Annotated in this window: 21 protein-coding genes; 14 read left to right on the top strand and 7 right to left on the bottom strand. The window is 43.1% G+C overall.

Annotated elements, in window-relative coordinates:
• Window positions 1-1,221, top strand: coding sequence for a tetratricopeptide repeat protein (locus ACDQ55_RS02090; RefSeq protein WP_420979388.1), 1,221 nt, complete (start codon window positions 1-3; stop codon window positions 1,219-1,221).
• A gap of 89 nt (window positions 1,222-1,310) precedes the next feature.
• On the opposite strand, the gene gyrB is transcribed toward ACDQ55_RS02090, so the two are convergent.
• The gene (gene gyrB / locus ACDQ55_RS02085) at window positions 1,311-3,293 is read right to left on the bottom strand and encodes a DNA topoisomerase (ATP-hydrolyzing) subunit B (RefSeq protein ID WP_420979387.1); all 1,983 of its coding nucleotides are present in this window, start codon (window positions 3,291-3,293) and stop codon (window positions 1,311-1,313) included.
• 125 nt (window positions 3,294-3,418) lie between these two features.
• On the bottom strand, window positions 3,419-5,020 hold the full coding sequence (locus ACDQ55_RS02080) for a hypothetical protein (RefSeq protein ID WP_420979386.1): 1,602 nt from the start codon (window positions 5,018-5,020) through the stop codon (window positions 3,419-3,421).
• A gap of 214 nt (window positions 5,021-5,234) precedes the next feature.
• On the opposite strand from ACDQ55_RS02080, the gene ACDQ55_RS02075 reads away from it, so the two are divergent.
• A complete protein-coding gene (locus ACDQ55_RS02075) occupies window positions 5,235-6,197 on the top strand; it encodes a helix-turn-helix domain-containing protein (protein WP_420979385.1) in 963 nt (320 codons plus the stop codon).
• A 615-nt stretch (window positions 6,198-6,812) separates the two neighbouring features.
• Here the strand turns inward: ACDQ55_RS02075 and ACDQ55_RS02070 are convergent.
• Entirely contained in the window at window positions 6,813-7,280 is a 468-nt protein-coding gene (locus ACDQ55_RS02070; protein ID WP_420979384.1) for a PepSY-like domain-containing protein, read from the bottom strand.
• 253 nt (window positions 7,281-7,533) lie between these two features.
• On the opposite strand from ACDQ55_RS02070, the gene ileS reads away from it, so the two are divergent.
• Entirely contained in the window at window positions 7,534-10,860 is a 3,327-nt protein-coding gene (gene ileS / locus ACDQ55_RS02065; RefSeq protein ID WP_420979383.1) for an isoleucine--tRNA ligase, read from the top strand.
• Window positions 10,861-10,866: 6 nt separating this feature from the next.
• A complete protein-coding gene (locus ACDQ55_RS02060) occupies window positions 10,867-11,904 on the top strand; it encodes a TraR/DksA C4-type zinc finger protein (RefSeq protein ID WP_420979382.1) in 1,038 nt (345 codons plus the stop codon).
• A 105-nt stretch (window positions 11,905-12,009) separates the two neighbouring features.
• Here ACDQ55_RS02060 and ACDQ55_RS02055 read toward each other — a convergent pair whose 3' ends face one another.
• Together ACDQ55_RS02055 and ACDQ55_RS02050 are read right to left on the bottom strand one after the other, a co-directional pair.
• Complete coding sequence (locus tag ACDQ55_RS02055) at window positions 12,010-13,527, bottom strand: glycosyltransferase (protein WP_420979381.1); 1,518 nt, start codon at window positions 13,525-13,527, stop codon at window positions 12,010-12,012.
• Between the two features lie 205 nt (window positions 13,528-13,732).
• Window positions 13,733-15,565, bottom strand: coding sequence for an ABC transporter ATP-binding protein (locus tag ACDQ55_RS02050; protein ID WP_420979380.1), 1,833 nt, complete (start codon window positions 15,563-15,565; stop codon window positions 13,733-13,735).
• Window positions 15,566-15,771: 206 nt separating this feature from the next.
• Between ACDQ55_RS02050 and rbfA the strand changes: the two genes are divergently transcribed.
• Both rbfA and ACDQ55_RS02040 read left to right on the top strand, forming a co-directional pair.
• A complete protein-coding gene (gene rbfA, locus ACDQ55_RS02045) occupies window positions 15,772-16,152 on the top strand; it encodes a 30S ribosome-binding factor RbfA (RefSeq protein WP_420979379.1) in 381 nt (126 codons plus the stop codon).
• A 17-nt stretch (window positions 16,153-16,169) separates the two neighbouring features.
• Window positions 16,170-17,393, top strand: coding sequence for an FtsX-like permease family protein (locus tag ACDQ55_RS02040; protein ID WP_420979378.1), 1,224 nt, complete (start codon window positions 16,170-16,172; stop codon window positions 17,391-17,393).
• 95 nt (window positions 17,394-17,488) lie between these two features.
• Here ACDQ55_RS02040 and ACDQ55_RS02035 read toward each other — a convergent pair whose 3' ends face one another.
• On the bottom strand, window positions 17,489-18,325 hold the full coding sequence (locus ACDQ55_RS02035; RefSeq protein ID WP_420979376.1) for a transketolase: 837 nt from the start codon (window positions 18,323-18,325) through the stop codon (window positions 17,489-17,491).
• A gap of 163 nt (window positions 18,326-18,488) precedes the next feature.
• Here ACDQ55_RS02035 and ACDQ55_RS02030 point away from each other — a divergent pair, with 163 nt between their 5' ends.
• Together ACDQ55_RS02030 and frr are read left to right on the top strand one after the other, a co-directional pair.
• The gene (locus ACDQ55_RS02030; protein WP_420979375.1) at window positions 18,489-19,634 is read left to right on the top strand and encodes a glycosyltransferase family 4 protein; all 1,146 of its coding nucleotides are present in this window, start codon (window positions 18,489-18,491) and stop codon (window positions 19,632-19,634) included.
• Window positions 19,635-19,755: 121 nt separating this feature from the next.
• Window positions 19,756-20,319, top strand: a complete 564-nt coding sequence (gene frr / locus ACDQ55_RS02025; protein ID WP_420979374.1) for a ribosome recycling factor — start codon at window positions 19,756-19,758, stop codon at window positions 20,317-20,319.
• Window positions 20,320-20,401: 82 nt separating this feature from the next.
• Here the strand turns inward: frr and ACDQ55_RS02020 are convergent, their stop codons facing one another.
• On the bottom strand, window positions 20,402-21,277 hold the full coding sequence (locus ACDQ55_RS02020; protein WP_420979372.1) for a DMT family transporter: 876 nt from the start codon (window positions 21,275-21,277) through the stop codon (window positions 20,402-20,404).
• 117 nt (window positions 21,278-21,394) lie between these two features.
• Here ACDQ55_RS02020 and ACDQ55_RS02015 point away from each other — a divergent pair, with 117 nt between their 5' ends.
• From ACDQ55_RS02015 to ACDQ55_RS01990, 6 genes are all read left to right on the top strand, one after another.
• Complete coding sequence (locus ACDQ55_RS02015; RefSeq protein WP_420979371.1) at window positions 21,395-22,141, top strand: PPK2 family polyphosphate kinase; 747 nt, start codon at window positions 21,395-21,397, stop codon at window positions 22,139-22,141.
• A gap of 77 nt (window positions 22,142-22,218) precedes the next feature.
• The gene (gene mscL, locus ACDQ55_RS02010; protein ID WP_420979370.1) at window positions 22,219-22,632 is read left to right on the top strand and encodes a large conductance mechanosensitive channel protein MscL; all 414 of its coding nucleotides are present in this window, start codon (window positions 22,219-22,221) and stop codon (window positions 22,630-22,632) included.
• 116 nt (window positions 22,633-22,748) lie between these two features.
• On the top strand, window positions 22,749-23,693 hold the full coding sequence (locus ACDQ55_RS02005) for a DUF3078 domain-containing protein (protein ID WP_420979369.1): 945 nt from the start codon (window positions 22,749-22,751) through the stop codon (window positions 23,691-23,693).
• Between the two features lie 94 nt (window positions 23,694-23,787).
• Window positions 23,788-24,582 (top strand): segregation and condensation protein A, encoded by a 795-nt coding sequence (locus ACDQ55_RS02000; protein WP_420979368.1) that lies wholly within the window; start codon window positions 23,788-23,790, stop codon window positions 24,580-24,582.
• Complete coding sequence (locus ACDQ55_RS01995) at window positions 24,575-25,483, top strand: helix-turn-helix domain-containing protein (RefSeq protein WP_420979366.1); 909 nt, start codon at window positions 24,575-24,577, stop codon at window positions 25,481-25,483. The genes ACDQ55_RS02000 and ACDQ55_RS01995 overlap by 8 nt, the downstream gene beginning before the upstream one ends.
• Window positions 25,484-25,608: 125 nt before the next feature.
• Window positions 25,609-26,481, top strand: coding sequence for a pirin family protein (locus ACDQ55_RS01990; protein ID WP_420979364.1), 873 nt, complete (start codon window positions 25,609-25,611; stop codon window positions 26,479-26,481).
• Window positions 26,482-26,524: the final 43 nt, after the last annotated feature.

The raw sequence follows: 26,524 nt of genomic DNA, 5'->3' as shown, positions 1-26,524 counted from the left end.
ATGGCTGTATTACTTCAGCGTGCCCGGATACTTATCCACCAAGGCCGTTATGAGGATGCCTTTACTGCACTTCGTCAGCATTTAAGCCAATACGCACATGATACAGATGCCCTTTTTCTGCTGGCTATCTGTTATCTGGAAACCAACAGTATAGAAGAAGCATCGGAGGTGGTAGCCAATACCATTGGCTTGGCCCCTTACGACGACCGTTTTCTGTACCTGCAGTCAAAGATCTTCTTCCTGCGCAAGCAGTATAATGACGCCATCAACGCCATTGCCGGTGCGGTGGCCATTAATCCGCAGCAATCAGACTATTTTGGCACCTGGGCACAGATACTGCTGTTTAAAAAAGATTATGCGGGCGCACTGCAAAAAACGGAAGAAGGACTGGCTATTAATCCGGAAGATGAATTTTGTTTGAATCTGCGTTCTAATGCCCTGTTTAACCTGGGTAAAAAGGAAGCCGCTTTTTCCCACTTGCATGAAGCTCTGGAACATAATCCGGAAAATGCCTATACCCACGCTAATTTAGGGTGGAAATGGCTGGAAACGGGCGAGCACCGCAAAGCCCTGGAACATTTCCGGGAAGCGCTGAAATTAGATCCCAATAACGACTGGGCCAGGAACGGTATGGTACAGGCAATGAAAGCAAAATATTGGTTGTATCGTCAGTTCCTCAACTATGCTTTTTTTATGGGCCGGCAAAAGGCAATGACCCAATGGATCATCATTATTGCCGTTTTTGTGTTAACGCAGATTGCCAGCAGGGTATATTTTCCGGTGTATGTGCTTTTGGCACTACTGGCTGTATCTACCTGGTTAATAGTGCCAGTCAGTAACTTGTTCCTGCGCTTAAACCCCTATGGCAGATATGCCCTCAGCGCAGAACAGGTACAGGTATCCAACGCTGTGGGTATATTGTTAAGCGTCGCTTTATTGGCAGGCATTACCTGGTGGATCACCGGTATAGCGGGTTTGCTGGCTTTGTGTATAGCGGCAGCCGTTATGCTCCTGCCCTCTTCCGCATTGTATGTGGCCAGGGGGCGGAAGAGCCGGAGAATAGTGAGATGGTATGTAGGCAGTTTGGCAGCTATCGGCTTACTAGGCGTGATTTGGGCCTTTATGTATGGTGATCCTTTTAATATATTCCTCACCATTATGCTGATCGGTGTTTTTCTCTTTCAGATATTGGCGAACTATATGCTTTCTAAAGAAGACTAAAAAGTATATTGATCATAAGCACTAACAAAAAAGGAGGTACCAGATCTGGTACCTCCTTTTTTGAATATAACTTCAACGTATATACGTAATTAAGCATCAATTTTGGCATACTTCGCATGCGATTCAATGAAGGCCCTGCGTGGAGGTACTTCATCGCCCATTAGCATGCTGAATACGCGGTCTGCTTCTGCGGCGCTTTCTATGGTTACCTGTTTCAGTGTACGGAATTCAGGGTTCATGGTAGTATCCCACAGTTGTTCTGCGTTCATTTCTCCCAAACCTTTATAACGCTGGATGGTTACGCTGTCTTCCTTTCCGCCGGCTGCCAGTTTGGTGGTAGCTTCTTTGCGTTGTTCTTCAGTCCAGGCATAGATCTGTTCTTTACCTTTTTTCACCAGGTATAATGGTGGTTGTGCAATGTATACATAACCTTGTTCTACCATCGCTTTCATGTAACGGAAAATGAAGGTGAGGATCAGGGTGGCGATATGGCTACCATCCACGTCCGCATCCGTCATAATAATCAGCTTATGGTAGCGTAGTTTGGAGAGGTTGAGTGCTTTGTCATCTTCTTCTGTACCGATAGTTACCCCCAGTGCGGTGAAGATATTTTTGATCTCGTTATCTTCATAGATCTTATGCTCCATGGCTTTTTCCACGTTCAGGATCTTACCGCGCAACGGAAGGATCGCCTGAAAGTTACGGTTACGGCCTTGTTTGGCGGTACCACCTGCGGAGTCTCCTTCTACCAGGTACAGTTCACATTTTGTAGGATCATTATCAGAGCAGTCGGCCAGTTTACCAGGTAAGCCGCTGCCGGTCATTACGCTCTTGCGTTGTACCAGTTGACGGGCTTTACGGGCCGCTTCGCGGGCCTGTGCTGCCAGTACTACCTTATTGATCACTGTTTTAGCTTCGCGGGGATTTTCTTCCAGGTAAGCATCCAGTACGGCGGCTACAGAACTGTCTACCACGCCCATAACATCTGAGTTACCGAGTTTGGTTTTAGTTTGCCCTTCAAACTGGGGCTCTGGTACTTTTACGCTGATAATAGCGCTCAATCCTTCGCGGAAGTCATCTCCGGTAACTTCTACCTTTGATTTTTCAAACAGTTTATTCTTATCACCATAAGATTTAAATACACGGGTAATAGCACGGCGGAAACCAGCTACGTGTGTACCTCCTTCAATGGTGTTGATATTATTTACATAGGAGAAAATGTTCTCGCTGAATGCGTCGTTGTAAACCAAAGCCACTTCCACAGCTACATTGGAAGCGGGATCATGTGTTTCTACATAAATTGGGTTGGGTAACAGCGGATTACGGCGCCCGTTTTTGTCCAGCATCTGGATAAATTCCCGGATACCGCCTTCACTGTAAAAAGTTTCCATGAAGATGTTGCCTGCTTCATCTTTTTCACGTTCATCTGATAACGTGATCTTGATTTTGCGGTTCAAGTAGGCCAGTTCACGTAAACGGCCAGCCAGGATCTCCCGGTTATAGGTAGTTTCCTTGAAAATTTCACCATCAGGTTTAAAGTGAACCGTGGTACCTGTAACTGCACTGTTTCCGATTTCTCTTACGGCATACTGTGGAACACCACGATGGTACTCCTGTTCAAACAGTTTTCCTTCCCGTTCTACAGTTACATACAACCGGTCGCTCAGTGCGTTTACGCAACTTACGCCCACCCCGTGCAAACCGCCGGATACCTTATAGGTATTTTTGTCAAATTTACCACCTGCGTGAAGTACTGTCATGACTACCTCCAGTGCAGAACGTCCTTCCTTAGGAATGATGCCGGTAGGAATACCACGGCCATCATCCTTTACACGGATGGAGTTGTCTTCCAGGATGGTTACTTCAATATTTTTGCAGTACCCGGCCAGTGCCTCATCGATAGAGTTATCTACCACCTCATATACCAGATGGTGTAGCCCTTTGACGCCAATATCGCCGATATACATGGCCGGACGCTTACGAACAGCTTCCAGACCTTCCAATATCTGAATACTCCCCGCATCATATCCATTGCTGCTGGGGCTGGGTGCTTGCACTAATTCTTCGCTCATATGTTGGTGTAAAATCTATTAGAAATAAAATCGGTAGACAATCACGCAAAAATACGAAAAATAAGCCTTATTTCCACAAAAGAAAGCTGGTTTTTAAGAGGTATGGATAGGGTATTTCCAAGGGGCTATAATGCCCTTGCGCCGGCAATGTCTTTTACTCCTTCAAATAAAGTTTTCCATACCAGGTTGAAAAACGATTTTTGGATGTCGCGTTCGTAGGTGACGTTGGCAATACGTGCTTTTTCACCTTTTAGAGGATTAGAACTATTGATTATCATTGTATTAGCTACCAAGCTGATGAATCCCTTGCGGGTAAATTCTTTGTGCTTGCTATCTTGTTTGAGTATGGCAATCCGGAGGTTTTGATACAACATTTTTACTTTTCCACTGGCCTTCCATTCGTCGCCCTTTATATTAAAGGTGAGGTCCTGGATGTTGCAGGAGCGGATTTCTATTTTTCCCAGCGGCTGGGTAACTACGTTCAGATCCTTGCCGTTCATATTCTTTAATTGTCCGGAAACGGCAAATTTGCCGGATTTGTCGTTCAGGCTAAAGTCGAAATGGGCAGTGAGTTTTCCGCTTTGCATAAAAATGGCATCACAGTTAACCGTCGTATGCCCCTTTTGGGCTATCATACTGTCTATGTTCGTAATATTATTGAAAAGGCCGTGTATATGACTGAACCTGACTGTGCCGGTTTGTTCTGTTTCCGGGTTCAGTTCAGTATAGGCTAGATCCACATTACTGCCGGCAAGGGTATCTATATTAATGGGGATATTCAGTTGTTGTAACAGCTGATGGGGATACTGCCCTAACTTATTGCCTGGTGGCATTGGCAGCATGCGGTTACGATATATTTGTATTTTTCCGCTCCGGATATCTACCCGTTGTGCCCATATTTGTTGTTGCTGCAGCAGTAACCGTGGGTTCAGGTCACGGATACTGATGTTGTTAAATTGCACTTCATATAAGTCTTTTTGTATCCCCGTTTTCTGCTGAAAATCAGGCCTGCTGTACCGGGGTTGTACTTGAAATTGTCCAATATGAAAGGTGTGCAGGGCGGCATCGTACCGGATGTCTTTTATATTGACCCAATATAGGCTGTCCCGGGTCCGGATTACGTAATCTTTCATGCTCAATTCATAATTGCGGGCATACAAAAAACGACTAGGGTCATTTATCGACAGGGAGTCGATTAGAAAATTATTTACCCTTATGTTGAGGCGATGGAATTGGTGTATAACCCGTGAGGAGTCTTTGTGGGTAAAAATATATTTAAAATTGGTGCTGTCCAGCAGCAGGTGCCCGATAAAAATTGATTTCAGTTTGGAAGAAATGTGTTGATAGGCTGTTTGTGGCAAACTGGTATCAATTACGGTAGCATTTTGCTCCATAATGATATTTGAGCCGCTTACCTTTAGGAAACCCATCTGCAGGTTTTTCCCTCTGAACAGCTGCCAGGGTTTAAAATATTTAATCTCTAAGCGGTCTAACGCAATGGTATAGAGGTTAGAAGGGGCTTTTTGCTGCGCCAGTAACCGGTGGTATACGGCAGTATCTACCACCATACTCGCCTTTTCCAGGGTAACGCTGCCAGCAAGTACGTTTAGCCGGAGATCCTGGAATTTTACTGTATAAAGACTGTCGGACAGGTCGCAAACGTATCCCTGCAGTTCCCTTTTCAATAGTTTATTCCAATGGTGGTTAAGATACAGGCCAGTACCCACTATGAGTAGGATTAGTATCCCCAAAGTGACTGATACGATCTTAAAAAATTGCCGAATATTGAACCCTTTTTTTACCATCTCTATAGCATAAACGAAATTTGTACCAGGATGTTTTAGGCCTATTTCCCCGTAGGCAAAAAAAAGCTATATGTTAGGAATGCTTTGTAACTATATTGTCAAAACCTGTTTGTATAAAAAATGAATCGCTAAATTTGTGAATTCTATAACAGAGAGGCTTTTAAAAACAGGTAAAGTGAAAGAAATACAGGAAATATTGTCGTTAGCCATTCCGCAACCCGCGATGAGCGACCAGCTTCGGTTGGCGGAGCAGGATACTGTATCAGTACCCGATTGTCTTGATTTTTCTTTGCAGCGTTTTGTATACGAAAAACCGTTGCCGGTAGAAGATGTAGCAATGGTAATTTACCAACCGGCCAAAAGAGGCCAGTCGGCAGCCATAGAGCTTCGCTACTGCGTAGCGGGCAGTAAGTACTGTAAGAGCCCTTCCTGTACAGATCAGCTTTGCGCTGAAGGCAATAAGGAGGCCTGTAAAGATAAGGTGCCTTCTGTAGACCTGATCACGGTTAGGTTCCAGCCTGCATTTATCCAGTCGCTGCAGAAAGGTACAACCACTTTTTCCCTGTTCGAAAATCAATCCCGTAAGCCTTTCGTGAAAACCATCCAACCTTGTACTAAATCCAAGTCTGTGTTGGAAACCATGGTGCATCACGATTATGAAGGCATCCTTAAAAACATATTCCTGCAAAGCCGTGCGCTGGACCTGCTGTTATACAGTTCTGATCAGTTCATGCAAAACGACACCGACGAGCGTTATGGCTGCCGTTTCCTTACCCATCTGGAAGACCGTGAAAAGATAGAAAATGCCCGGAGCATTCTTCTAGAACAGCTGGATTCTCCTATTACCATCCGCGATCTGGCCCGCAGAGTGGCGATGAACGAATGTTACCTGAAAAAGGGTTTCAAAGCCATGTATGGTACTACTATCTATGATTATTTCCAGAAAGAAAGGATGGAAAAGGCTAAGGGGCTGCTCTATGAAAAAGGAATGTCTGTTTCCGAAGTGGCTATACTAATGGGGTATTCCTGCATTTCCCACTTCTCTACCGCTTTCAAAAAACATACTGGCCTGAAACCCTGTGAGTTACTGTTAAGGTAATTTTTAGGTTTACCGGTGCGTTTGTGAGTATATTTTCATATAATAATATGTATCAAATTACAAAGCAACTACTTGTGAAGGTGACCGGTTATTTTCCTTTTTCGATCAATAGTTTTCCCGAATTGAAAAGTGGAAAATAAATAAAGGGTGTTTCTTTGTATCACGATAGGCAAATATCTATTTGCGTTTCCAATAAGCTTCCTTATCAGATTTGACCATGGGAAGAAGCTCAACTGGCAAAAAGTAAGTAAAGCCATTATAACACTTGCATGGATATCAAACACCATTGAATGAAATGCATTGTCAGAAAAGTTTCTAACCAAATTTTATTAAGTCGTTCGCATCTGCGGACGACTTTTTAGTTTTAGGGTGAAGTTATTGGAATAAGGTTTCGTAACCGGTTGTTGATGATTATGGCTTTTGGCGGTAAATGAATCATCAAACTAATATATAAAAATGTGTTATAACAAATAAAAGTATTAAAATTCCACAATTTGTATATATGATGTAAATTAAATGCAACACATCTATCATGTTTAAGGCATTAAAAAACCCCGCCCAAAAGAGCAGGGTCTGTCCTATTTATCCCTATACCTATGAAATACGTGTGTTATGTTATTCAGTGATGGTACCAGCTTCATTCACTAGCACTGATTTTTCCGTACCGTTATCCTGAATAGTTACTTTGTAGTATGCAGCTACATCAGACCGCTCAATTTTCCATCCATCTTTTATAGTGGCTTCCGGATATTTTGTTTTCAGTGTTCCAGCTACTGATTCCGGTAATGTTTGAGCGCTATACTCACTTCTTGTGGCAATCCATTTGCCAGCTGCATCATACTCAGCGATTGTATTGATATTATCTTTCTGGAAGCTTGCTGTCCAATATCCTGCACTTGTCTTGGTCCACTTAGCAGCTGTTGTTCCTGCAAAATTCTGATCAAAAGAACTTCTGACAGCTTCAGGTGCTTGCACCTGTTTTGTTACTGTAGGTTGTGTTTTTTTAATTGATTTTTTTTGCTGTGCAAAAGTTATGCCGGAAGTGAATAGAACCGCGCAAAAAATTAACGTCAACTTTTTCATATTCGATATGGTTTTTCCGTTGGGTTAAATTAAATACTAGGTTTTTCTAATTCTTCCTGGCTAAAAGCTAAAACAGTGCCAAAAACACAAATTTATATTTCTTTATTGTAAAGTAAGAAAAAAACAATAAGAAATATGAAAAAAGCGCTGTTTTTACCAAACTTGTCCCTTTAGGAGCCAGCGTATTTTCGTAACTTCGCACAATTTTAATCAATTATTGTCTAAATAACATCAAAGGGCGGGGAATTGTTTTATGTCCAGCAAATATCAGGAATATAACCAGTTGAATTTACCTCAGATAGAGAAAGATATACTCCAACACTGGGAGGAGCATCAGGCTTTTGAAAAAAGTGTAGCCGTACGCGATGGCGCCACCCCTTTCGTGTTTTACGAAGGTCCCCCGAGTGCCAACGGTTTGCCGGGCATTCACCACGTCATTTCACGTACCCTGAAAGATCTGGTATGCCGTTATAAAACCATGCGCGGGTTCCAGGTAAAACGTAAAGGTGGATGGGATACACACGGCCTGCCGGTAGAACTGGGCGTAGAAAAAACATTGGGCATCACCAAAAAAGACATTGGTACCAAGATCTCCATTGCTGATTACAATGAAACCTGCCGAACAGAAGTACTGAAATATAAGGATAAGTGGGACGACCTTACCCGTCAAATGGGTTACTGGGTAGACTTGAAGAATCCTTATATCACATTTGAAAATAATTATATCGAAACCTTATGGTGGGCGTTACAAACGCTCTACAAGAAAGGTTTATTATATAAAAGCGTTAGTATACAGCCCTATTCACCGGCTGCGGGTACCGGCCTTAGTTCTGCAGAATTAAACCAGCCAGGTACTTATAAGAACGTAAAAGACACTACGATTGTAGCCATGTTTAAGGCGGTACAAACAGACCTTTCACAGTTCCTGTTTGACGCTGCTGGTTCAACAGACGTATTTTTCCTGGCCTGGACCACTACTCCATGGACATTGCCTTCCAATCTGGGGCTTACTGTAGGCGCCAATATTGAATATGTATTGGTGAAAACATTTAATCAATATACCCATTTGCCGGTGAATGTAGTAATGGCAAAAGTGTTGCTGGGTAAATATTTCAAGGCAGAAGGGGAAAACGCTGATTTTGATGCGTATAAAGAAGGAGATAAGGTGATCCCCTGGAAAATACTTGCCAGTTTTAAAGGCAGCCAGTTGGAAAACATCCGCTACGAGCAGTTATTACCTTATGCACAGCCAGAAGAAGGTGATCCGTTCCGCGTTATCCTGGGCGATTTTGTTACTACTGAAGATGGTACCGGTATCGTACATACGGCGCCGGCCTTTGGTGCAGATGATAACCGGGTAGGTAAAAAGAATGGTATCGGTATCTTAACCCTGGTAGACCGGGAAGGTAAATTTACCGATAATGTAGGCGAGTTTTCCGGCAGATTCGTAAAGAACTACAAAGATGATCCTGAATATAAGGATGTAGACGTGGATATTGCCGTGAAACTGAAGAAAGAGAACAGGGCCTTTAAGGTAGAAAAATACGAACATACCTATCCACATTGCTGGCGTACCGATAAACCGGTATTATATTATCCGCTGGATGCCTGGTTCATCAAAACTACTGCGATGAAAGACAGGATGGTGGAGCTCAATAAAACCATCAACTGGAAACCTGCATTTACCGGCACAGGCCGTTTTGGCAACTGGTTGGAAAATATGGTGGATTGGAACCTCAGCCGTAGTCGTTACTGGGGTACGCCTTTGCCAATTTGGCGGACGGAAGACGGTGCGGAAGAAAAATGTATCGGCGGTATTGAAGAGCTGAATGCAGAAATCCGTAAGGCGAGCGAGGTGCTGGGTGGTGATGTGAATAAATCTTACCTGCATGAAGGTATCCTGGACCTGCATAAACCTTATGTAGATGATATTATTCTGGTAAGTGAGTCTGGCAAGCCTATGCGCCGTGAGCCGGATCTGGTAGACGTATGGTTTGATAGTGGCGCCATGCCTTATGCACAATGGCACTATCCGTTTGAGAACAAGGACCTGATAGACAAAGGAGAGGCTTTCCCGGCTGATTTTATTGCAGAAGGTGTAGATCAAACCCGTGGCTGGTTTTATACCCTGCATGTGCTGGGAGTAATGCTTTTCGATAAAGTGGCTTATAAGAACGTGGTTTCCAATGGATTAGTATTGGATAGCAACGGTAATAAAATGAGTAAGCGCCTGGGTAATGTGGTAAATCCGTTCGAAACAATTGCTGCTTACGGAGCAGACGCCACCAGATGGTATCTCATTACCAATGCTTCTCCATGGGACAGCTTAAAATTTGATGTAAAAGGTATAGGCGAAGCGCAACGTAAGCTGTTTGGCACCTTGTACAACACCTATAATTTCTTTGCGATGTATGCCAACCTGGACAATTTCACTTTCCAGGAGGCCTATATTCCATTGGAAGAACGCCCTGAAATTGACCGTTGGATCATTTCTGTGCTGAACACGCTGGTTAAAGATGTTACCAGCAGTTTCGATGATTATGAGCCTACCCAGGCAGGTAGGGCTGTGGAGCGTTTTGTGGATGAGCAGTTGAGCAACTGGTACGTTCGTTTATGCCGTCGCCGGTTCTGGAAAGGAGAGTACGAGCATGATAAGATTAGTGCTTACCAGACTTTATATGAATGTTTGGAAAAAATTACACAATTGATGGCCCCGGTTTCCCCATTTTTCACCGATTGGTTATTTAACAACCTCAACCGGGTAAGTGGACGCAATAAGGCTGAGTCTATCCACCATACTGATTTTCCAGTGGTGAATGAGGCTGCTATAGATGCTGATCTGGAAGAAAGAATGCAACTGGCCCAGGATATTTCCTCCTTGGTATTATCCTTGCGTAAAAAGGTGAACATTAAAGTACGTCAACCGTTGCAAAAGATCCTGATTCCGGTAACTAACAACCGGATGAAAGAGCAGATTGAAAAGGTGGCCGATTTGATAAAAAGTGAAGTAAATGTCAAAGGGATTGATTATCTTACGGAAACGGCTGGTTTTATCAAGAAAAAGATTAAGCCAAACTTCAAGTCGCTGGGTGGCAAAATGGGAGCAAAGATGAAAGCTGTAGCTGCCGCTATCGGCGGGTTTACAGAAGCAGATATTGCCACCATAGAACAAGACGGACACTTTAATCTGGTTGTGGACGAAGAGCAGTTGCAAATACAACTCTCTGATGTTGAGGTTATTTCTGAAGATATTCCAGGATGGACAGTGGCTAATAAAGGCGCTTTGACGGTAGCGCTTGATATTACTATTACACCACAATTGCAAGATGAAGGAAACGCCAGGGAGCTGGTGAACCGTATCCAAAAAATCCGGAAAGATAGCGACTTTGCTTTAACAGATAGAATTAACGTGAAGATAGAAAGTGTGGAAGCCCTCAAGTCTGCCATTATTAACTATAATGATTATATTTGCACGGAAATTTTGGCAGATAGCCTGGAATTAGTGGAGCAATTACATGATGGTACAGAAATAGAGGTAAACGACCTTACATTTAATGTATTAGTTAACAAAAAAAGCTAATCCCCCATGGCAACAAAAAAGAAGGTTGCTAGTAAAACAATTCAAAAGGCAGCTCCGGCTAAAAAGACTTTATCAAAGACACTTATAGCACAGAAAGCTGCCCAGACTGTTCCGGTTAAAAAAGCTGCGCCTGCTCCTAAAAAGGCAGCCCCCAAGGTAGCCCCCGCAAAAGCAGCTCCCAAAGCAGCCCTTAAACCAGCAGCCGGAAAAGCCGTGGTAGCTAAAACTACTGCTAAAGTCGCTCCCGCGCCAACAGCAGTAAAAAAGGAGTCAGTTATAAAAAACAGTAAAACATTATCCGTCAAGAACGTTGCTGTACCTGCAAAATCGACCGTTAAAAAAGAGCCTGCTGTAAAGCAGCAAGTGGTTACGAAAAGTGTTTCCGCTGAAAAAGAGAAACCATTTATTTCTAAGTCAGAAGAAAAAGAACTTAAAACGATGGCAGTAAAGAAAGCAGATACTAAGGTAGAAGCTGCTAAGGAGAAAGAATCCAAAAAAGTAGCAGCTGAAAAGCCTGTTGTTAAGGCTGAAAAATCAGTTAAGGCGGAAAAATCAGAAAAATCTGAAAAACCCGAAAAAACCGAGAAGAAAGGCGGAAAAGCTACTTTGGTAACTTATCAGCCCGAATTCACCAAGTCTGTGCTGGACCAACCCGCCCAGCCCACCGGACCTGTTTATAGGTATAGTGATACTGACCTGCAGGAATTCAGAGAACTGATCCAGAAAAAACTGGAATCAGCTAAGAAAGAACTCATCTATCTGCAAGGTTTAATCACCCGTAAAGACGAAGCCGGTACGGATGACACTGAAAATAAATACATGAGCATGGAAGATGGCAGCGGCTCTCAGGAAAGAGAACAACTCAACCAGATGGCTAGTCGTCAGATCCAGTTCATTGATCACCTGGAAAAAGCAATGGTGCGTATCGAAAACAAAACCTATGGTATTTGCCGTGTAACCGGTAAACTCATAGATAAGGCACGCCTCAGAGCTGTTCCTCATGCTACCTTAAGCATTGAAGCCAAATTGGCAAAAAGTAAATAAGCGCAGCAGGCGTAAATGTATACAGGCCTGGAAGTAACTATCCGGGTAGGCAAGAAGCCAAAGAAAAGGCACAGCGGTATTTCCGCTGTGCCTTTCTTTTGATAGCTAACTAGTGGTTGTTTTGTTCTTATTGCGCAACTGGCGCATGGCGAAATAGAGTAGCCCCGCACCTGCAAGCCCTACCAAACTTCCTACTCCAATATTACGGGCCTGCTTTTTACTGATAGGGGGTAGTTTAAACTTTTTAGGACTGGCCTGGGCAATATCCAACAAAGGCGCCAGTGAAAGTCCGCTGATGATTTTGTCTGCGATCTTTTCTATAGCCTCTCCCCGGTACAACGGGCAAAAAGCAACCCCTACACCAGCTTCTATTAGTAATCGCTGATCGTGTTGCCCGTCGCCTACATAAATAATATTTTGTGTATTAATCTGGTATTGCTGCGCAATATAGGGGAATACATGGCTTTTACTGTATTTACCATACTTGTTGCTGCTCATAAAGTAGTCGGCTATAGAGAAATCGCCTGTTGACACGCTATGAACGAGCTGTAGTTTGTTGGCAAAAGCGAAATCCATTCCCAGCTTGTTTTTAATATGCTGTGCCACTGTACTATAGCCATCTGTAATAAGTCCGCAGGCATAGCCCCTCTTCCTGAGCTCACGCACTATTTCACGGATACCAGGTACTAACGGAATAGCATCTGCTACTTCCAGTAATTCTGCGATATTGCGGCCTTCAAAGAGCGTAGCACTTAGTTGCATGGTGGTCATTTCATCGTGGTTCGCGTCCCGTATTTTTTGCAGTGCCTCTTCCCGGTTAAAGGCCATAGCTGCCCATTGCAGGTAGGGCTGAGTAAATACCGCATGGTCCAGGTTGAAGATGACCATCTTCTGTAATTTATCAATAGATTCCAGGATGGCATATTCCATCTGTTCTCTTATCAGGTTGATGTTGCCAAGTGTTTCCAGGTTTTCTTGCGGAATGTTTTCCGCTTTGCGTAAAATGGTGCGTGATACTTCCCTCGACATTTTACTCAACTGTTCCCAGGTTTGCATGGCATTTTCTACCTTGCCGATATTAGCTTCCGTGATGCGGGCGCCTAACAGGTGCATATCTATCAGTAAGCCTATATCTACTCCGTAATCATTTTCGAAATGTACCTTGGCCAAAAATGACTTGCGTGCGGCAATCATGCCGCTAAGTGGCTGCTGATAGTGGGCCAGATCCGGATAAAGAATGCTCAGCAGCGGTTTGGCCACCAATTGGGTGACCCTGCCCGCTTGCCTTTGGAAATAGGACTTGACGAAGTCTGCTTCGTCTTTTTCGATAGGAAGTGTAAGTAGCTCAACAATATTGTCGGGATAAGTGAGTATGTCTCCATCTACATAAGCAATAATATCATATTTAGCAGCCATCATGCCTTCCCGCATAGAAATACCTTTTCCGCGCTGGCTGCTGGTAATCACCCTCACTTGTTCTTTCATGGCTTCTTCCACTGTATTGTCAGTGGAGTTATCATCCACTACGATGATCTCAATTTTCCGGGAAGTTTTTTTAATGGTTTTGATAACCTGGCGTATGGTAGCACCTTCATTTAATACAGGAATTACGATAGAAATCATAGACGTTCGCTATGTTAAAATGTTAAGAAATAAGTGCTGCAAAGAGCTGGCGTTGGCATTATCAGAGAACAAGTATAACAAAAAATATACCCATTCCTGTTATTTTAACGTTACTTAACATAGCGGAAACACTGCAGTAGAAGGCCGTTATATGCTACTACGTACTTTTTGAAAAAATCGTGTGCTTTTTTTAGTTAGGATTCCATTATTTAAATTCCTGCATTTCTACCAGTTTTTGGTAGATGCCATTTTGTTGTAGCAATTGTTCATGTGTACCGCGTTCTTTAATAGTTCCCTGGTCCATCACAATAATTTCATGGGCATATTGTATCGTGCTTAGGCGATGTGCAATTACAATAGTGGTACGGTTCTTCATTAATTTATCCAGCGCATCCTGTACCAGTTTTTCAGATGCTGTATCCAATGCAGAAGTGGCTTCGTCCAATATTAGGATAGGAGGATTTTTAAAGATCGCTCTGGCAATGGTAAGGCGTTGACGCTGTCCGCCACTGAGTTTCAGCCCACGGTCGCCAATATAAGTGTCGTAACCATTTTCCAGTTTTTCGATAAACTCATGCGCATTGGACATTTTAGCTGCTGCTATAATGGCTATTCTGTCGGCGTTAGGTTGCCCAAAGGCGATGTTATTGAATACGGTATCATTAAAGAGGATGGCTTCCTGTGATACCATGCCAATCAAGCTGCGGAGGTCGTGCAATTGGAGATGGCGTATATCGTTACCGTCTATACGAACAGTACCTTTGTCTACGTCATAGAAGCGGGGCAGTATATCGGCCATAGTAGATTTTCCGGCGCCGCTGCGGCCTACGAGAGCAATCATCTGGCCTTTTTTTACGGTCAGTTGGATATCTTTCAGTACATATTGCTGTTCGTATTTAAAAGACACATTATCGTATTCAATCTGGTGATTGAACTTCTTGATGCTTTGGGCATCTGTTTTTTCCTGGATGTTCACGGCTGCATCCAATACGTTAAAGATTCTTTCACTGGCCACAATACCTTTTTGCATAGTGGTAATAGCGGTAGAGATGTTTTTGGCCGGTTGCATGATCTGTGAGTAGAACACCAGGTAGGTCATGAAAGTAGCGCCTGTTAGCAGTTCGCTGCCATTAAGTACTAAGGAGCCTCCGTATATAACCAGTATAACGATAACGATTACACCGAGTATCTCTGAAATGGGAGATGCCAGTTCGCGCTGGTTGTAAATAGAACGGGTTACTTTTAGAAAGTGATGGTCTACTTCACCAAACTTTTTACGCATAAACCGTTCGGCAGTGAATGATTGTATGATCCTTATGCCACTGAGGGTTTCTTCTGTTACATTCAGGATTTTGCCTAGTAATTCCTGGCTGGACCAGCTTTTCTGTTTTAATTTTTTGGAAACGTAAGAGATCAGTAGGCCTGATACAGGAAAGAAAATAATGGTGAACAAGGTGAGTTTTACAGACAGGTAAAATAGGGCGCTAAAGTATCCCAGGATGATAAAAGGATCCCGCATTAATATCTGCATGGCGTTTACCACGTTGCTTTCAATTTCCTGCACATCGTTGGTCATGGTGGAAAGAAGGTCTCCTTTTTTCTGCTGGTTGTAGAAACTGAGGGATTGCAAGGTAAACTGTTCATACAGCCGGGTCCGTAGCCGTGAGAGCATGGTCATTTTAAGGCGAACCATTACGCGGGCACTCATGTAGCGGCCAAAATTGGCAATAGTGATACAAACCCCGATAACAGCGCAAACGAAATACAAGGCGCTTTGTTTGGAACCGCTGCTCCGGATAAAATGGTAGAAATAGTAATTGAACAGGTCTATGAAATAGTTGACAGACAGGGAAAAGGGAGGGTGTGGTAGCACTGGCGGCATTTCGCCTACCTGGTTAAAGATGACGGATAGCAATGGAATGAGCATGGCAAAATTAACCATGCCAAAGAGAATGCCAATGAAAGTGTATATTATATATTCCGGAATATAATGATGTAAAGGAGTGGCAAATTTAAGTAAGCGGTTGAACGTCTTCATTCCTGGTACTTTTAACAATCTGATAAACCAGGGGCAAAAATAGGATAATTACCATATGCGGGGGCGCAAATGCCGGGTTTCTTTCGGGGGAAATGGTTATTTTCGCATTTGATAGGCTGACCACAGCCAGCCAGAGATAGGTTGCTGTGCTGTAAAAAGGCTTAATTGTACACCAGCCATTTTACTAATGTTTAAAATTGAATGAGATGCAGGAAACTAAAAGGCAGAAACAAATAGGACAACTGGTGCAGGAAGAACTCAGTGGTATTTTTCAGCGCATGGGGTTTAACGTGGTAGACGGAGGAATGATATCTGTAGCCGCTGTAAAAATGACGCCCGATCTGCTGGAAGCCAAGGTGTATCTGAGCATGTTTAAAATAAGCGCTCCTACTGAAATGCTGGAACGCATCAAGGAAAGAATGGGAGAAATAAAAAAGGCGCTAGGAATTGGGTTGGGCAAACAGCTGCGCCGCATTCCTGAGCTGAGCTTCTTCCTGGATGATACCTTAGATTACGTGTTCAAAATGGAAGAGTTGTTCAAAAAGATCAAGGAAGATGATGCAAATATAAAGGACGGCAAAAAATAGTCCTTAATTTATACAACATGGTTTGGCAATTTGCTTCCCGTTACTTCCGGGCTAAAAAATCAACCAATGCTATCAATATTATCGCCTGGGTAAGCGTGGTGGCTATTGCAGTAGGAGCTGGCGCCCTCATTGTGATATTGAGTGTGTTTAATGGCTTTGAGGGATTGGTGAAATCCCTTTATTCCTCTTTTTACCCTTCAATAAAGATAGCGCCTTCCAGCGGCAAAACGATGTTACTCTCCCCTGCCCGGTTAGAGGAGATAGCTGCTGTGCCTGGTGTGGCGCACTATTCGGCGGTTGTAGAAGAAAAAGCAGTATTGCGCTATGGCGATGAGCCAACGATTGCAGTATTGAAAGGAGTAGACAGCAGTTACAACAATGTAGCAGGCGTAAAAAGCAATATTGTAAGAGGGCGTTTCGATACTGGCGATAGTGTGGCTTACCGGGCTGTACTGGGCGTAGAGCTTGAAGGCGCCCTGGGTGTAGATGTGGTACATAGCATCGCTCCCGTTACCGTATACCTTCCCCGCAGAAATGTAAATGCTTTTGTAACGCCGGAAGACGCCCTGAACAGTGGGGTATTATATCCGGCGGGTACTTTTGCCATTCAACAGGAGTTCAACAGTAAATATGTGATCACTAACATTGAGTTCCTGCGGAAGCTGCTGGAATTGAAGCCAGATGAAATGTCTGCGTTGGAGGTGAGCACACGGTATGGGACAAACGAAAATGAGTTAAAGGGAAAACTGGAACAGTTGTTGGGGCAAGGGTATAAAGTGCAAACCCGGTATGAACAGAATCAATCGCTGTATGCTATTATGCAAACAGAAAAATGGGCGGTATATATCATACTCAGTTTTATCATGATCATTGCCGCTTTCAACATGATAGGTTCGTTGTATATGCTGGTCATTGAAAAGGAGAAGGATATTACGATTCTAAAAGCAATGGGGGCACGCCAATCGTTGATCATGCGGATCTTTTTGGCGGAGGGGCTTATTATTGCCGGTATAGGTGCCGCGCTTGGCTTTGCTTTAGCAATTATTTTCTGTTTGTTACAACAGCGCTTTGGATTAATAAAATTAGAGGGCACCTCCTTTCTCGTGGATGCTTATCCGGTAAGTATGCATTGGGTAGATTTTTTACTGGTGTTTATCACTATCCTGATTATTGGGTTGGCTGCCAGCTGGTATCCAGCCAGAAGGGCAGCTATAGAGGGTGTTTCGCTAAATGCCACTTGATCTGGCTGCTAGATAACTAATCGCTAAAAAGAGGCTATCTCCTATGTTTGCAAAAACAGGAAATAGCCTCTTTTTAAGCTTATGTAAACTAGTTGCTAGTAGTCTCCGAGTGTTTCCGGCAGTTGTGCTAATGCTTTAGCCAGCTGTTCGTCGCTTGGTGCGATACCGTGCCATTCGTGGTGTCCTTCCATGAAGTCAACGCCTTGTCCCATTACTGTTTTCATCATAATGGCGATCGGTTTGCCCTGGCCAGTAAGTCCTTTAGCTTTTTCGAGCGTAGCTACAACATCGTCCATATCGTTACCATTCATATGTAGTACCAGCCAGCCGAATACCTCGAATTTAGCGCCTACATCACCGAGCCCTGCTACATCGTCGGTAGTACCGTCTATCTGTTGGCCATTGAGGTCTACAGTAATGATGAGGTTATCTACTTTATGGTGTGGGGCAAACATCACTGATTCCCAGATTTGTCCTTCCTCGAGTTCGCCATCACCATGTAAAGAGAATACCAAATTTTTATCGTTGTTCAGTTTTTTAGCAAGTGCAGCGCCGATAGCCACACTCATACCCTGACCTAATGAGCCGGAAGCAATGCGCACACCAGGTAAATGCTCATGAGTAGTTGGATGACCTTGCAGGCGGGAGTTTAGCTTACGGAAAGTGCTTAGTTCCTGAACGGGAAAGTAACCAGAACGGGCTAATGCGCTATAGAATACCGGAGAGATATGACCGTTAGAAAGGAAAAACAGATCCTGGTTTTTACCATCCATATCAAATGGCGTAGGCTGATGATCCATTACCTTGAAGTATAATGCAGTCAAGAAGTCCGCGCAACCTAAAGAGCCCCCGGGATGTCCGCTTTGTACCCCGTGTACCATCCGTACAATATCTCGTCTGATTTGGGTAGCAATATCTTTGAGCTGTGGCATGATAGTTGTTGATTTTGTGCCGCAAAGCTAACAGAATTTAGTAGAATTTGTGGCGGTTGAACGTTTTTTTTTGCGGCTTCAAAGTATTAAAAAACTTGATTTTTTTCATCTTTCTTTTCATATTTCATTGAAATTAATATCTTTGTATAATCAAGCCCCACTAATGGAGAATGTATTAATTGCTACCGTCCTAAGTTTTGTTGTTACCTATTTTTCTATTCCAATACTGATCAGGGTGGCGGAATTAAAACATTTATACGACGAGCCGGACGAACGAAAAACACATAAACAGCGTATACCTACGCTTGGAGGAATCGGCTTTTTCTCTGGTTTCATTATTGCAACGGCGATCTGTGTCCCCGCGATGGCCAATTCACCATTCCAATATATGATGGCAGCATTCTTTATTATTTTCATGGTAGGCATGAAAGATGATATCGTAGGGCTGTCGCCGTTAAAGAAGTTGATTGGACAGCTTGCTGCATCTTTTGCAATCATCTATCTAGGTAATTTGCAAATTACCAGTATGTATGGTTTCATGGGTATTTATGCGCTTCCTTCCAATGTAAGTTTGATGATCACCTATTTTACATTTATTGTTGTGATCAATGCTTTTAATCTGATCGATGGTGTAGATGGACACGCGGGTAGTATAGGCTTACTCGTGAGTGCGGTATTGGGAGCGTATTTTCTGCACGTGGGTGAAATTACCTATGCTGTAATTGGTTTCGCTTTGGCAGGTGGTTTGGCAAGCTTCCTTATCTATAATATTTCTCCTGCCCGTATCTTTATGGGCGACACAGGTTCTTTACTGATAGGTTTGGTAAATGCAGTGCTTATTCTTAAGTTCATCGATGTAGCTGGTAACCCTGCAGGAAAAATGCCGGTGTCTGCAACACCAGCAGTAGCATTTGCTATTCTCATTGTTCCTTTATTCGATACGTTACGTGTGTTCGCTGTCCGTATGTTACAAGGAAGATCTCCTTTTTCTGCCGACAGAAATCATATCCATCACTATCTGCTTGATCTTAAATTGAACCATCGGCAAACTACACTAGTGTCTGTAGCCATCAATTCTACTTATATCCTGGGCGCCTTTATATTGCAAGGCTTGGGAGTTACCTGGTTATTATTGGTAGTAATAGGCTCAGCTACCTTTTTTACCGGAATGTTATACTTGGCCAGAAGGAAGAAACTGGCGTTGAATGCAATTCCAGAACCTGTTATGCAACCCGCTCCGGCTACTTCAGACAAAGAAACCGCTAAAATCCTGCGTGTTACTACGAAGGGTGTGCTACAGGATAAGTAATTTTACAAGAAATATAGTTGGTAAAAGCTGGCTCAGCCGCTTTTATGTGGCGATATTCCAGGGCGTACTTTGATGATTAAAAGAAAACCTGTAGGTTTGCACGCACTTAACTATTTATGTTATGCAAGATGATCTAACGCTTATCATTGATGAGGCAGCGGACTCGATGAAAAAAGCAATCGGGCACCTGGAACTGGAACTTACAAAAATCAGAGCAGGAAAAGCTAATCCGCAAATACTGGACGGCATTTACGTAGACTATTACGGTGCGCCTACCGCCCTTAACCAGGTAGCGAATGTAAGTGTTGCTGATGCCCGTACCCTGACTATACAGCCTTGGGAGAAAAATATGCTGCAGCCCATCGAAAGGGCCATCATCGCCTCTAATATTGGTCTTAATCCACAGAACGACGGGGTAATTATCCGGTTATTCCTCCCTCCTCTCACTGAAGAACGCAGGCGCGAATTTGTGAAAAGAGTTAACAATGAAGGGGAACAGGCGAAAGTAGCTGTGCGGAATATCCGCCGGGATGCGATTGAAGGAGTAAAAAAATTACAGAAAGACGGATTGAGTGAAGATTCTGCCAAAGATGCAGAAGCAGAGATCCAACAACTCACCGACAAATATATTGTGCTGGTAGATAAACATTGCGAGACGAAAGAAAAAGAAATTATGGCGATATAAATTGCCATCCAGCAAACAAAAAGCGGAGATATCGTAGATATCTCCGCTTTTTTAGTATATAACACTGGATAAAGTTACCTGGTTAACGCTTGTTCGATTGGTTCACCAGGTATACTCCAACCAAAATAACCCCCATACTCAATACTTGTACCCAGGTAATTGGTTCTTGGGCTAATAATCCCCAGCCTACCGCTACTAACGGAATGGCATAAGCTACCATGGATGCCAGTACAGACCCCGCCCTTTTGATCAACAGAAAAAACAATACGGCCGCTATACCAGTACCCATTACCCCCAACACCAGGCCCGCTCCTAAAGAACGCCATGGTGCATTGGATTGGGTAAATTGGGGAAAGAAATTACTGCACAACAGAATGGGAAAGGTAACCACGGCACAGAAGAACATCGCAATGGCCCCCAATTGAATAGAAGGGAATCCTTTGAGCTGGTGATGCACCAGGCTGATGTTGATGCCATAACTAACCGTAGCCAGGATGACCAGTAAGGCATAAGACCAGTGACCATTGTTACTGATACCCTTCGATGTAAATAAGAAAATAACCCCTGTGAGTCCTATAAAGATGCCCGTTAATTGTTCCTTTTTAAAGGGACTTTGAAAAAGGATAATACCAGATAATAGTGCCATCAGCGGTGTAAGCGCATTAAGGATGCCAGCAAGAGAACTGTCTAATGCTGTTTCTGCCAAACAGAAAAGAAAAGCGGGAATGCCATTGCCTAATATCCCTGAAAGGGCAATCAGCGGAAGTTTGTTTTTAGGGGTTTCCCGTAAAGCTTTTGGTAAGAAAGGTAATAACGCAATACCTGCCGCTACCAGTCTTAAGCTAGCAACCTGGTAAGAAGAAAAGGACTCCAATCCTATTTTCATCAGTATAAAAGAGCTGCCCCAGGTGAGAGATAACAACAAAAAAACTCCCCAGTGGGCGAAACGTTGGTGCATAGTCTTATTTTTCTGCTGCAAAGGTGCAGGTATCAATGTTATTCAGCAAAATATAAATGATGTTATTGCAACACTTCTGAATTGATTTCGTTAAATTTATTCATAAGAATGCATGATATGGGTAAGATCAAATTGTCGGATATCAGCACTTCAGCCCCCAAAAAGCTGGATAAGGATAAAGTAAAGCATGAAACCCTGGAGATCCTCGATGAACTAAATGAACTGCAAAATCTGTTATATGCAGCGCATAAACACAGCATATTACTGGTAGTGCAGGGAATGGATGCCAGCGGTAAAGATGGCCTTATTAAAAATGTTACCGGTACTTTAAATCCGCAGGGCTGCACGGTTCATTCTTTTAAAACACCCAGCGAGGTGGAGTCGGATCACGATTTTCTATGGCGCATACATTTACATGCCCCACCCAAAGGGATGATACAGGTGTTTAACCGCTCGCACTATGAAGATATACTTATTCAACGGGTGCATAAATGGATCGATGAAAAAATGGTATACAAACGGATGGAAGCGATCAATGATTTCGAAAAATTGCTGACCGTTCATAACAATACCCATATCATTAAATGTTATCTGCATGTATCCCGCGAGGCCCAGCAACAACGCTTGGTAGAACGCACGGAAGACCCCCGGAAAATGTGGAAGTACAACAAAAAAGACCTGGCCGAAGCAAAGCTGTGGGATGCATATATGGAGGCATACGAAGACGCTATCAATCATTGTAACGATGTTCCCTGGTTGATTGTGCCGGCCGATCAAAACTGGTACAAAGAATATTTAGTTGCACTAACGTTAAGGGATACACTAAAATCACTCAAAATGAAATATCCCCGTTTAGAGAAATAATTCATTAATAATTAACCTGTTCCGGGATTATATTTTATTTTCGTTTACTTATTTAACCAATAAAAAAACCTTGCATTATGTCGTTCATCAAAGAGTTTAAAGAGTTTGCCATGAAAGGCAATGTAATGGATCTTGCTGTGGGTGTTATCATTGGCGGTGCTTTTGGAAAGATTGTTACATCTCTGGTAGACAATATTCTGATGCCTCTTATAGGGCTGTTTACACAAGGAAAAAACTTTAATGACTATTTTATAGAGCTAGATAAGAGTAAGGGAGACGCGCAAACACTGGCAGATGCTAAAGCAAAAGGCATCGCGGTATTTGCTTATGGCGCTTTTATTCAGAGCGTGATTGATTTTCTGATTATTGCCTTTTGTATTTTCCTCCTGGTGAAATTCATGAATAAACTAACCAGAAGGAAAGATGAAGGCCCTGCGCTTACTACAGAGCAATTGCTGACACAAATCCGTGACGAATTAAAGAAAAAATAATTACAGCTTCGTGTATCCCTTATGGGGCTGGCCAAAAGCTAAAGTGGATCTGCCTGTATCCGATAGTCTTTTAGCCGGCCCTTGCTATATGTATACTCACCTTAAACAACAATTTGATGAAAAAATTTACTTTGTCCATTGCATGCTGTTTGTTAATGGTTACGGCATTGCATGCGCAAAACGACTGGATGAAGACTTCAAGAGAAGAAGCGGATGCTAAGATTAAAAAAGATCCTGCCGACACCATACCTAAACTATGGAGAAAGGGAATGACGATTAATGTGAATATCAACCAGGGTTCCTTGACCAATTGGGCGGCAGGTGGAGATAGGTTTTCATTCGCCATTGGCTCTAACCTCTATGCCTGGGCATTTTATAACAAAGGAAGACGTTCCTGGGACAATGTGGCTGATCTGGCATATGGCTTTATCAGTTCTACCAGCTTGGGCAGCCGCAAAAGCGACGACCGGATAGACCTTACCACTAAATATGGTTACGATATCGGCAGGCACTGGTATCTCAGCGGACTGATAAACCTGCGCACACAATTCGCCAATGGTTTCCTGTATTCTTCCGATGCTCCCAAACAATTGTCATCTAAATTTTTCTCCCCGGCATATGTGTTGGTATCGCCTGGTTTCGATTATAAACCCAATAATTCGTTTTCACTATTCCTTTCTCCTGCCACATCCCGTTTGGTGTTTGTGACAGATGATTATTTGTCTAAACAAGGAGCCTATGGTGTGGATACCGGCGCACATTTTAGATATGAAATCGGCGCTTACCTGTCTGCCAACTACATAAAAACTTTCGCTAAGAATATGGCCTATAAAGGCCGGCTGGATCTGTTTTCTGATTACAGGCATAATCCGCAGAATGTAGACGTGTTTTTTACTAACGCATTGGAACTGAAAGTGAACCGGTGGATATCCGCCTTGTTGACCGTAGATATGATTTATGATGACGATGTAAAAGTATTTGAAAATGAAAAAACAGGTATAATGGGGCCCCGATTGCAAGTAAAGCAGGTAATAGGGGTAGGTTTTGCCGCTAAGTTCTGATTCGCCGGATTTTTGTTAATTTTGGTATCGCACAGGGTAAGACAATGGATGGCCTTGTGCGATATTTTTTTTAAAACATCATTAAACGTATTACGTGAGCGAGCAAGCACCGGTTTATAAGATCAAATTACCGCAATTTGAAGGTCCCTTTGACCTGTTGCTGTTCTTCATTGAACGTGATGAGCTGGATATTTACAATATTCCTATCAATAGGCTAACACAGGATTTCCTGGATTATATCCATGAAATAGAATCATTGAATATTGAGTTGGCAAGCGAATTCATTCTTTTTGTATCTACTTTGATGCGCATTAAGGCAAAAATGCTCTTGCCTCGCAAGGAATTGGATGAACAGGGCAATGAAATTGACCCGCGGATGGAATTGATAGACAAGATTTTAGAATATAAACGCTATAAATTGGCAGCAGCAGAGCTGGCTGAAATGGAAGCAGATCGCATGCTGCAGGTTAAAAGGGGAAATATCGCCAAAGAATTGGCTGAAATCGGTGAAATCACCAGTGAAGGTACCGAAGTACAGACCCTTACCCTGTTTAAGCTCGCCAAAACATTTGAGAAGGTATTGCAGCGCATCAAGGAGCGCGACAATAAACCCCAGCACGTAGTGTACAAATACGACTACACTATGGAAGGTTCCCGCATGTATATGGAAGAGCTGGCGAGGGCAGAAAGAACGTTATCTTTCGAAAAGATATTTGATCATTGTAAAGACAGGGTGCATGCTATTTTCCTGTTCCTCAGCATGTTGGAACTGGTACAAATGAAGCACATGGGCATTATGGTAGGAGAAGGCAGAAATAATTTTATTATTGAATACATTGATCCTTCCAACAGGGAGGAAGAACCCGCAGGAGTTTTAATAGATGGCTGATAAACGTGAAAATATAGGCATAGTTTCTTTACCGGAATATACACATGTAGATCCCGACTTTGTGGTGTCTGGCCTTTGTGAGCTGGGCGATAGTTTTTTTGACCAGATCGGAGTACCGCACCGGCACGACTTTTACACCATTTACTGGATTAAAAGTGGAAAGCTGCTGCATACCATTGATGCTGTAACCCATGAAGTAGAAAATAATACGCTTTTTTTTATTGCCCCCGGACAGGTACATAATCTGCAGGCAACAGAAAGAATTGAAGGCTATATGATCGCCTTCCGTGACGCTTTTATGTGTCTTAAAGACCAGTCGCAGATATCGGGTATTAACTCAGGCCTGTTCTTCAATAATCAATTTAGCAGCGTTATACACCTTAACAATAACCAGGAAAGCGATATAGAGGCCATTGTGCATTTGATGATGAAAGAGCTGACGTTTCGTGAGCCGGAATATGAAATGGCCTTACATGGCCTGCTGCGTTATTTTTTGGTGCTGGCATCCCGGATTAAGGGAGAAACCCTGGCTATTAGCCCGGAACAGCACGCTATGCATAACAGCTCCATTTTCCTGAAATTTAAGAACCTGATAGAAGAAAAGTACCAGGAACTCAAAACAGTATCCGATTATGCCAGGCTCCTCCATATAAAACCGGTATTACTGAATGAAATCAGTAAGCAATTGTCTGGTATTACTGCCGGAGAGCATATCCGTAACCGGGTGATCCTGGAAGCGCAACGTTATCTGTACAATACAGACCTTACGGCCAAAGAAATTGCCTATAAGCTGGGTTTCGATGATCCGCATTATTTCAGCCGCTTTTTCAAGAAGTATACCAACCAGAGCCCTTCTGAGTTTAAAGAAGCTGCCCGTACTTCCATTGGGCCTTCAGCTTGATTTTAATAAGTGCACATACCGGGGTTTTCTCACTCCAGAAAAAAAAGTCCATCACTAGCAGTGTTTTATCCATTTTAAATGGTGTTGTAACATTTATTTTTGCACTGTCTTAGGAGGCAAAATATATGAATAAGCAAAAACATGTAAGCCAGATAGTGATCGCTGCCGCTCCCCACATGGTAGGCGACGGTTTCCGGGTACAAAGTACCTTACCCGGTGGCACCCGTTCTGAAAACAACCGGATCAGCCCGTTTATTATGATGGATTATGCCGCTCCCAACTATATTCCACCTAGCGTAAGGCCGCGTGGTGTTGGAGAGCATCCGCATAAAGGCTTTGAAACTGTAACTATTGTATACCAGGGAGAGCTGGAACACCGTGATTCTACTGGAAGCCAGGGGCAACTGTATCCGGGCGATGTGCAATGGATGACCGCCGCTGGAGGTATTTTACATGAAGAAAAATATAGTGAAGCATTTACAAAAACAGGTGGAAAGGCAGAATTTGCCCAGTTGTGGGTAAATCTTCCAAAAGCTTTCAAAAACAACCCGCCTGCTTATCAGAACCTTACCAAAGCAGCTATCCCGGTAGTGAAGGTAAGCGATGAGAGCTACATAAGGGTAATTGCAGGTGAGCATAATGGCGTTAAAGGCGCAGCCAGCACTTTTTCACCGGTAAACGTGCTGGACGTCCGTTTAAAAAAAGAGGACAGCGTTACTTTGGAAGTGCCTGAGCACTTTAACACAGTAGTAGTTGTGTTTCAGGGAGAGGCCAGCATCAATGGCCAACCCGTAAAAGGCGTACAAACCGCCCTATTCGAGCAGGAAGGCACAACGATCGTGATAACTGCCCTGGAGGATACTTCCCTCCTGCTGCTGAGCGGAGAGCCAATCAATGAGCCTATTTTCGCTTATGGTCCTTTTGTAATGAATACAGAAGAAGAAATCAGAACCGCTATCGATGATTACAACAGCGGAAAAATGGGCTATTTAAATTGAGTTAATATTCTTCATTAATAAATAATACTAAAAACAATAAATT

It is taken from the genome of Chitinophaga sp. 30R24 (assembly GCF_049056765.1).
Classification (GTDB): Bacteria; Bacteroidota; Bacteroidia; order Chitinophagales; family Chitinophagaceae; genus Chitinophaga.
The sequence above is the reverse complement of the archived record's forward strand: the minus strand, read 5'-3'. Positions and strand labels throughout refer to the sequence as shown.

What these genes read in the sequence shown, in the direction of transcription:
- ACDQ55_RS02090 (WP_420979388.1), top strand. Translation starts at nt 1, where the DNA reads ATGGCTGTATTACTTCAGCGTGCCCGGATACTTATCCACCAAGGCCGT.
- gyrB (WP_420979387.1), bottom strand. Translation starts at nt 3,293, where the DNA reads ATGAGCGAAGAATTAGTGCAAGCACCCAGCCCCAGCAGCAATGGATAT.
- ACDQ55_RS02070 (WP_420979384.1), bottom strand. Translation starts at nt 7,280, where the DNA reads ATGAAAAAGTTGACGTTAATTTTTTGCGCGGTTCTATTCACTTCCGGC.
- ileS (WP_420979383.1), top strand. Translation starts at nt 7,534, where the DNA reads ATGTCCAGCAAATATCAGGAATATAACCAGTTGAATTTACCTCAGATA.
- ACDQ55_RS02060 (WP_420979382.1), top strand. Translation starts at nt 10,867, where the DNA reads ATGGCAACAAAAAAGAAGGTTGCTAGTAAAACAATTCAAAAGGCAGCT.
- ACDQ55_RS02055 (WP_420979381.1), bottom strand. Translation starts at nt 13,527, where the DNA reads ATGATTTCTATCGTAATTCCTGTATTAAATGAAGGTGCTACCATACGC.
- ACDQ55_RS02050 (WP_420979380.1), bottom strand. Translation starts at nt 15,565, where the DNA reads ATGAAGACGTTCAACCGCTTACTTAAATTTGCCACTCCTTTACATCAT.
- rbfA (WP_420979379.1), top strand. Translation starts at nt 15,772, where the DNA reads ATGCAGGAAACTAAAAGGCAGAAACAAATAGGACAACTGGTGCAGGAA.
- ACDQ55_RS02040 (WP_420979378.1), top strand. Translation starts at nt 16,170, where the DNA reads ATGGTTTGGCAATTTGCTTCCCGTTACTTCCGGGCTAAAAAATCAACC.
- ACDQ55_RS02035 (WP_420979376.1), bottom strand. Translation starts at nt 18,325, where the DNA reads ATGCCACAGCTCAAAGATATTGCTACCCAAATCAGACGAGATATTGTA.
- ACDQ55_RS02030 (WP_420979375.1), top strand. Translation starts at nt 18,489, where the DNA reads ATGGAGAATGTATTAATTGCTACCGTCCTAAGTTTTGTTGTTACCTAT.
- frr (WP_420979374.1), top strand. Translation starts at nt 19,756, where the DNA reads ATGCAAGATGATCTAACGCTTATCATTGATGAGGCAGCGGACTCGATG.
- ACDQ55_RS02020 (WP_420979372.1), bottom strand. Translation starts at nt 21,277, where the DNA reads ATGCACCAACGTTTCGCCCACTGGGGAGTTTTTTTGTTGTTATCTCTC.
- ACDQ55_RS02015 (WP_420979371.1), top strand. Translation starts at nt 21,395, where the DNA reads ATGGGTAAGATCAAATTGTCGGATATCAGCACTTCAGCCCCCAAAAAG.
- mscL (WP_420979370.1), top strand. Translation starts at nt 22,219, where the DNA reads ATGTCGTTCATCAAAGAGTTTAAAGAGTTTGCCATGAAAGGCAATGTA.
- ACDQ55_RS02005 (WP_420979369.1), top strand. Translation starts at nt 22,749, where the DNA reads ATGAAAAAATTTACTTTGTCCATTGCATGCTGTTTGTTAATGGTTACG.
- ACDQ55_RS01995 (WP_420979366.1), top strand. Translation starts at nt 24,575, where the DNA reads ATGGCTGATAAACGTGAAAATATAGGCATAGTTTCTTTACCGGAATAT.
- ACDQ55_RS01990 (WP_420979364.1), top strand. Translation starts at nt 25,609, where the DNA reads ATGAATAAGCAAAAACATGTAAGCCAGATAGTGATCGCTGCCGCTCCC.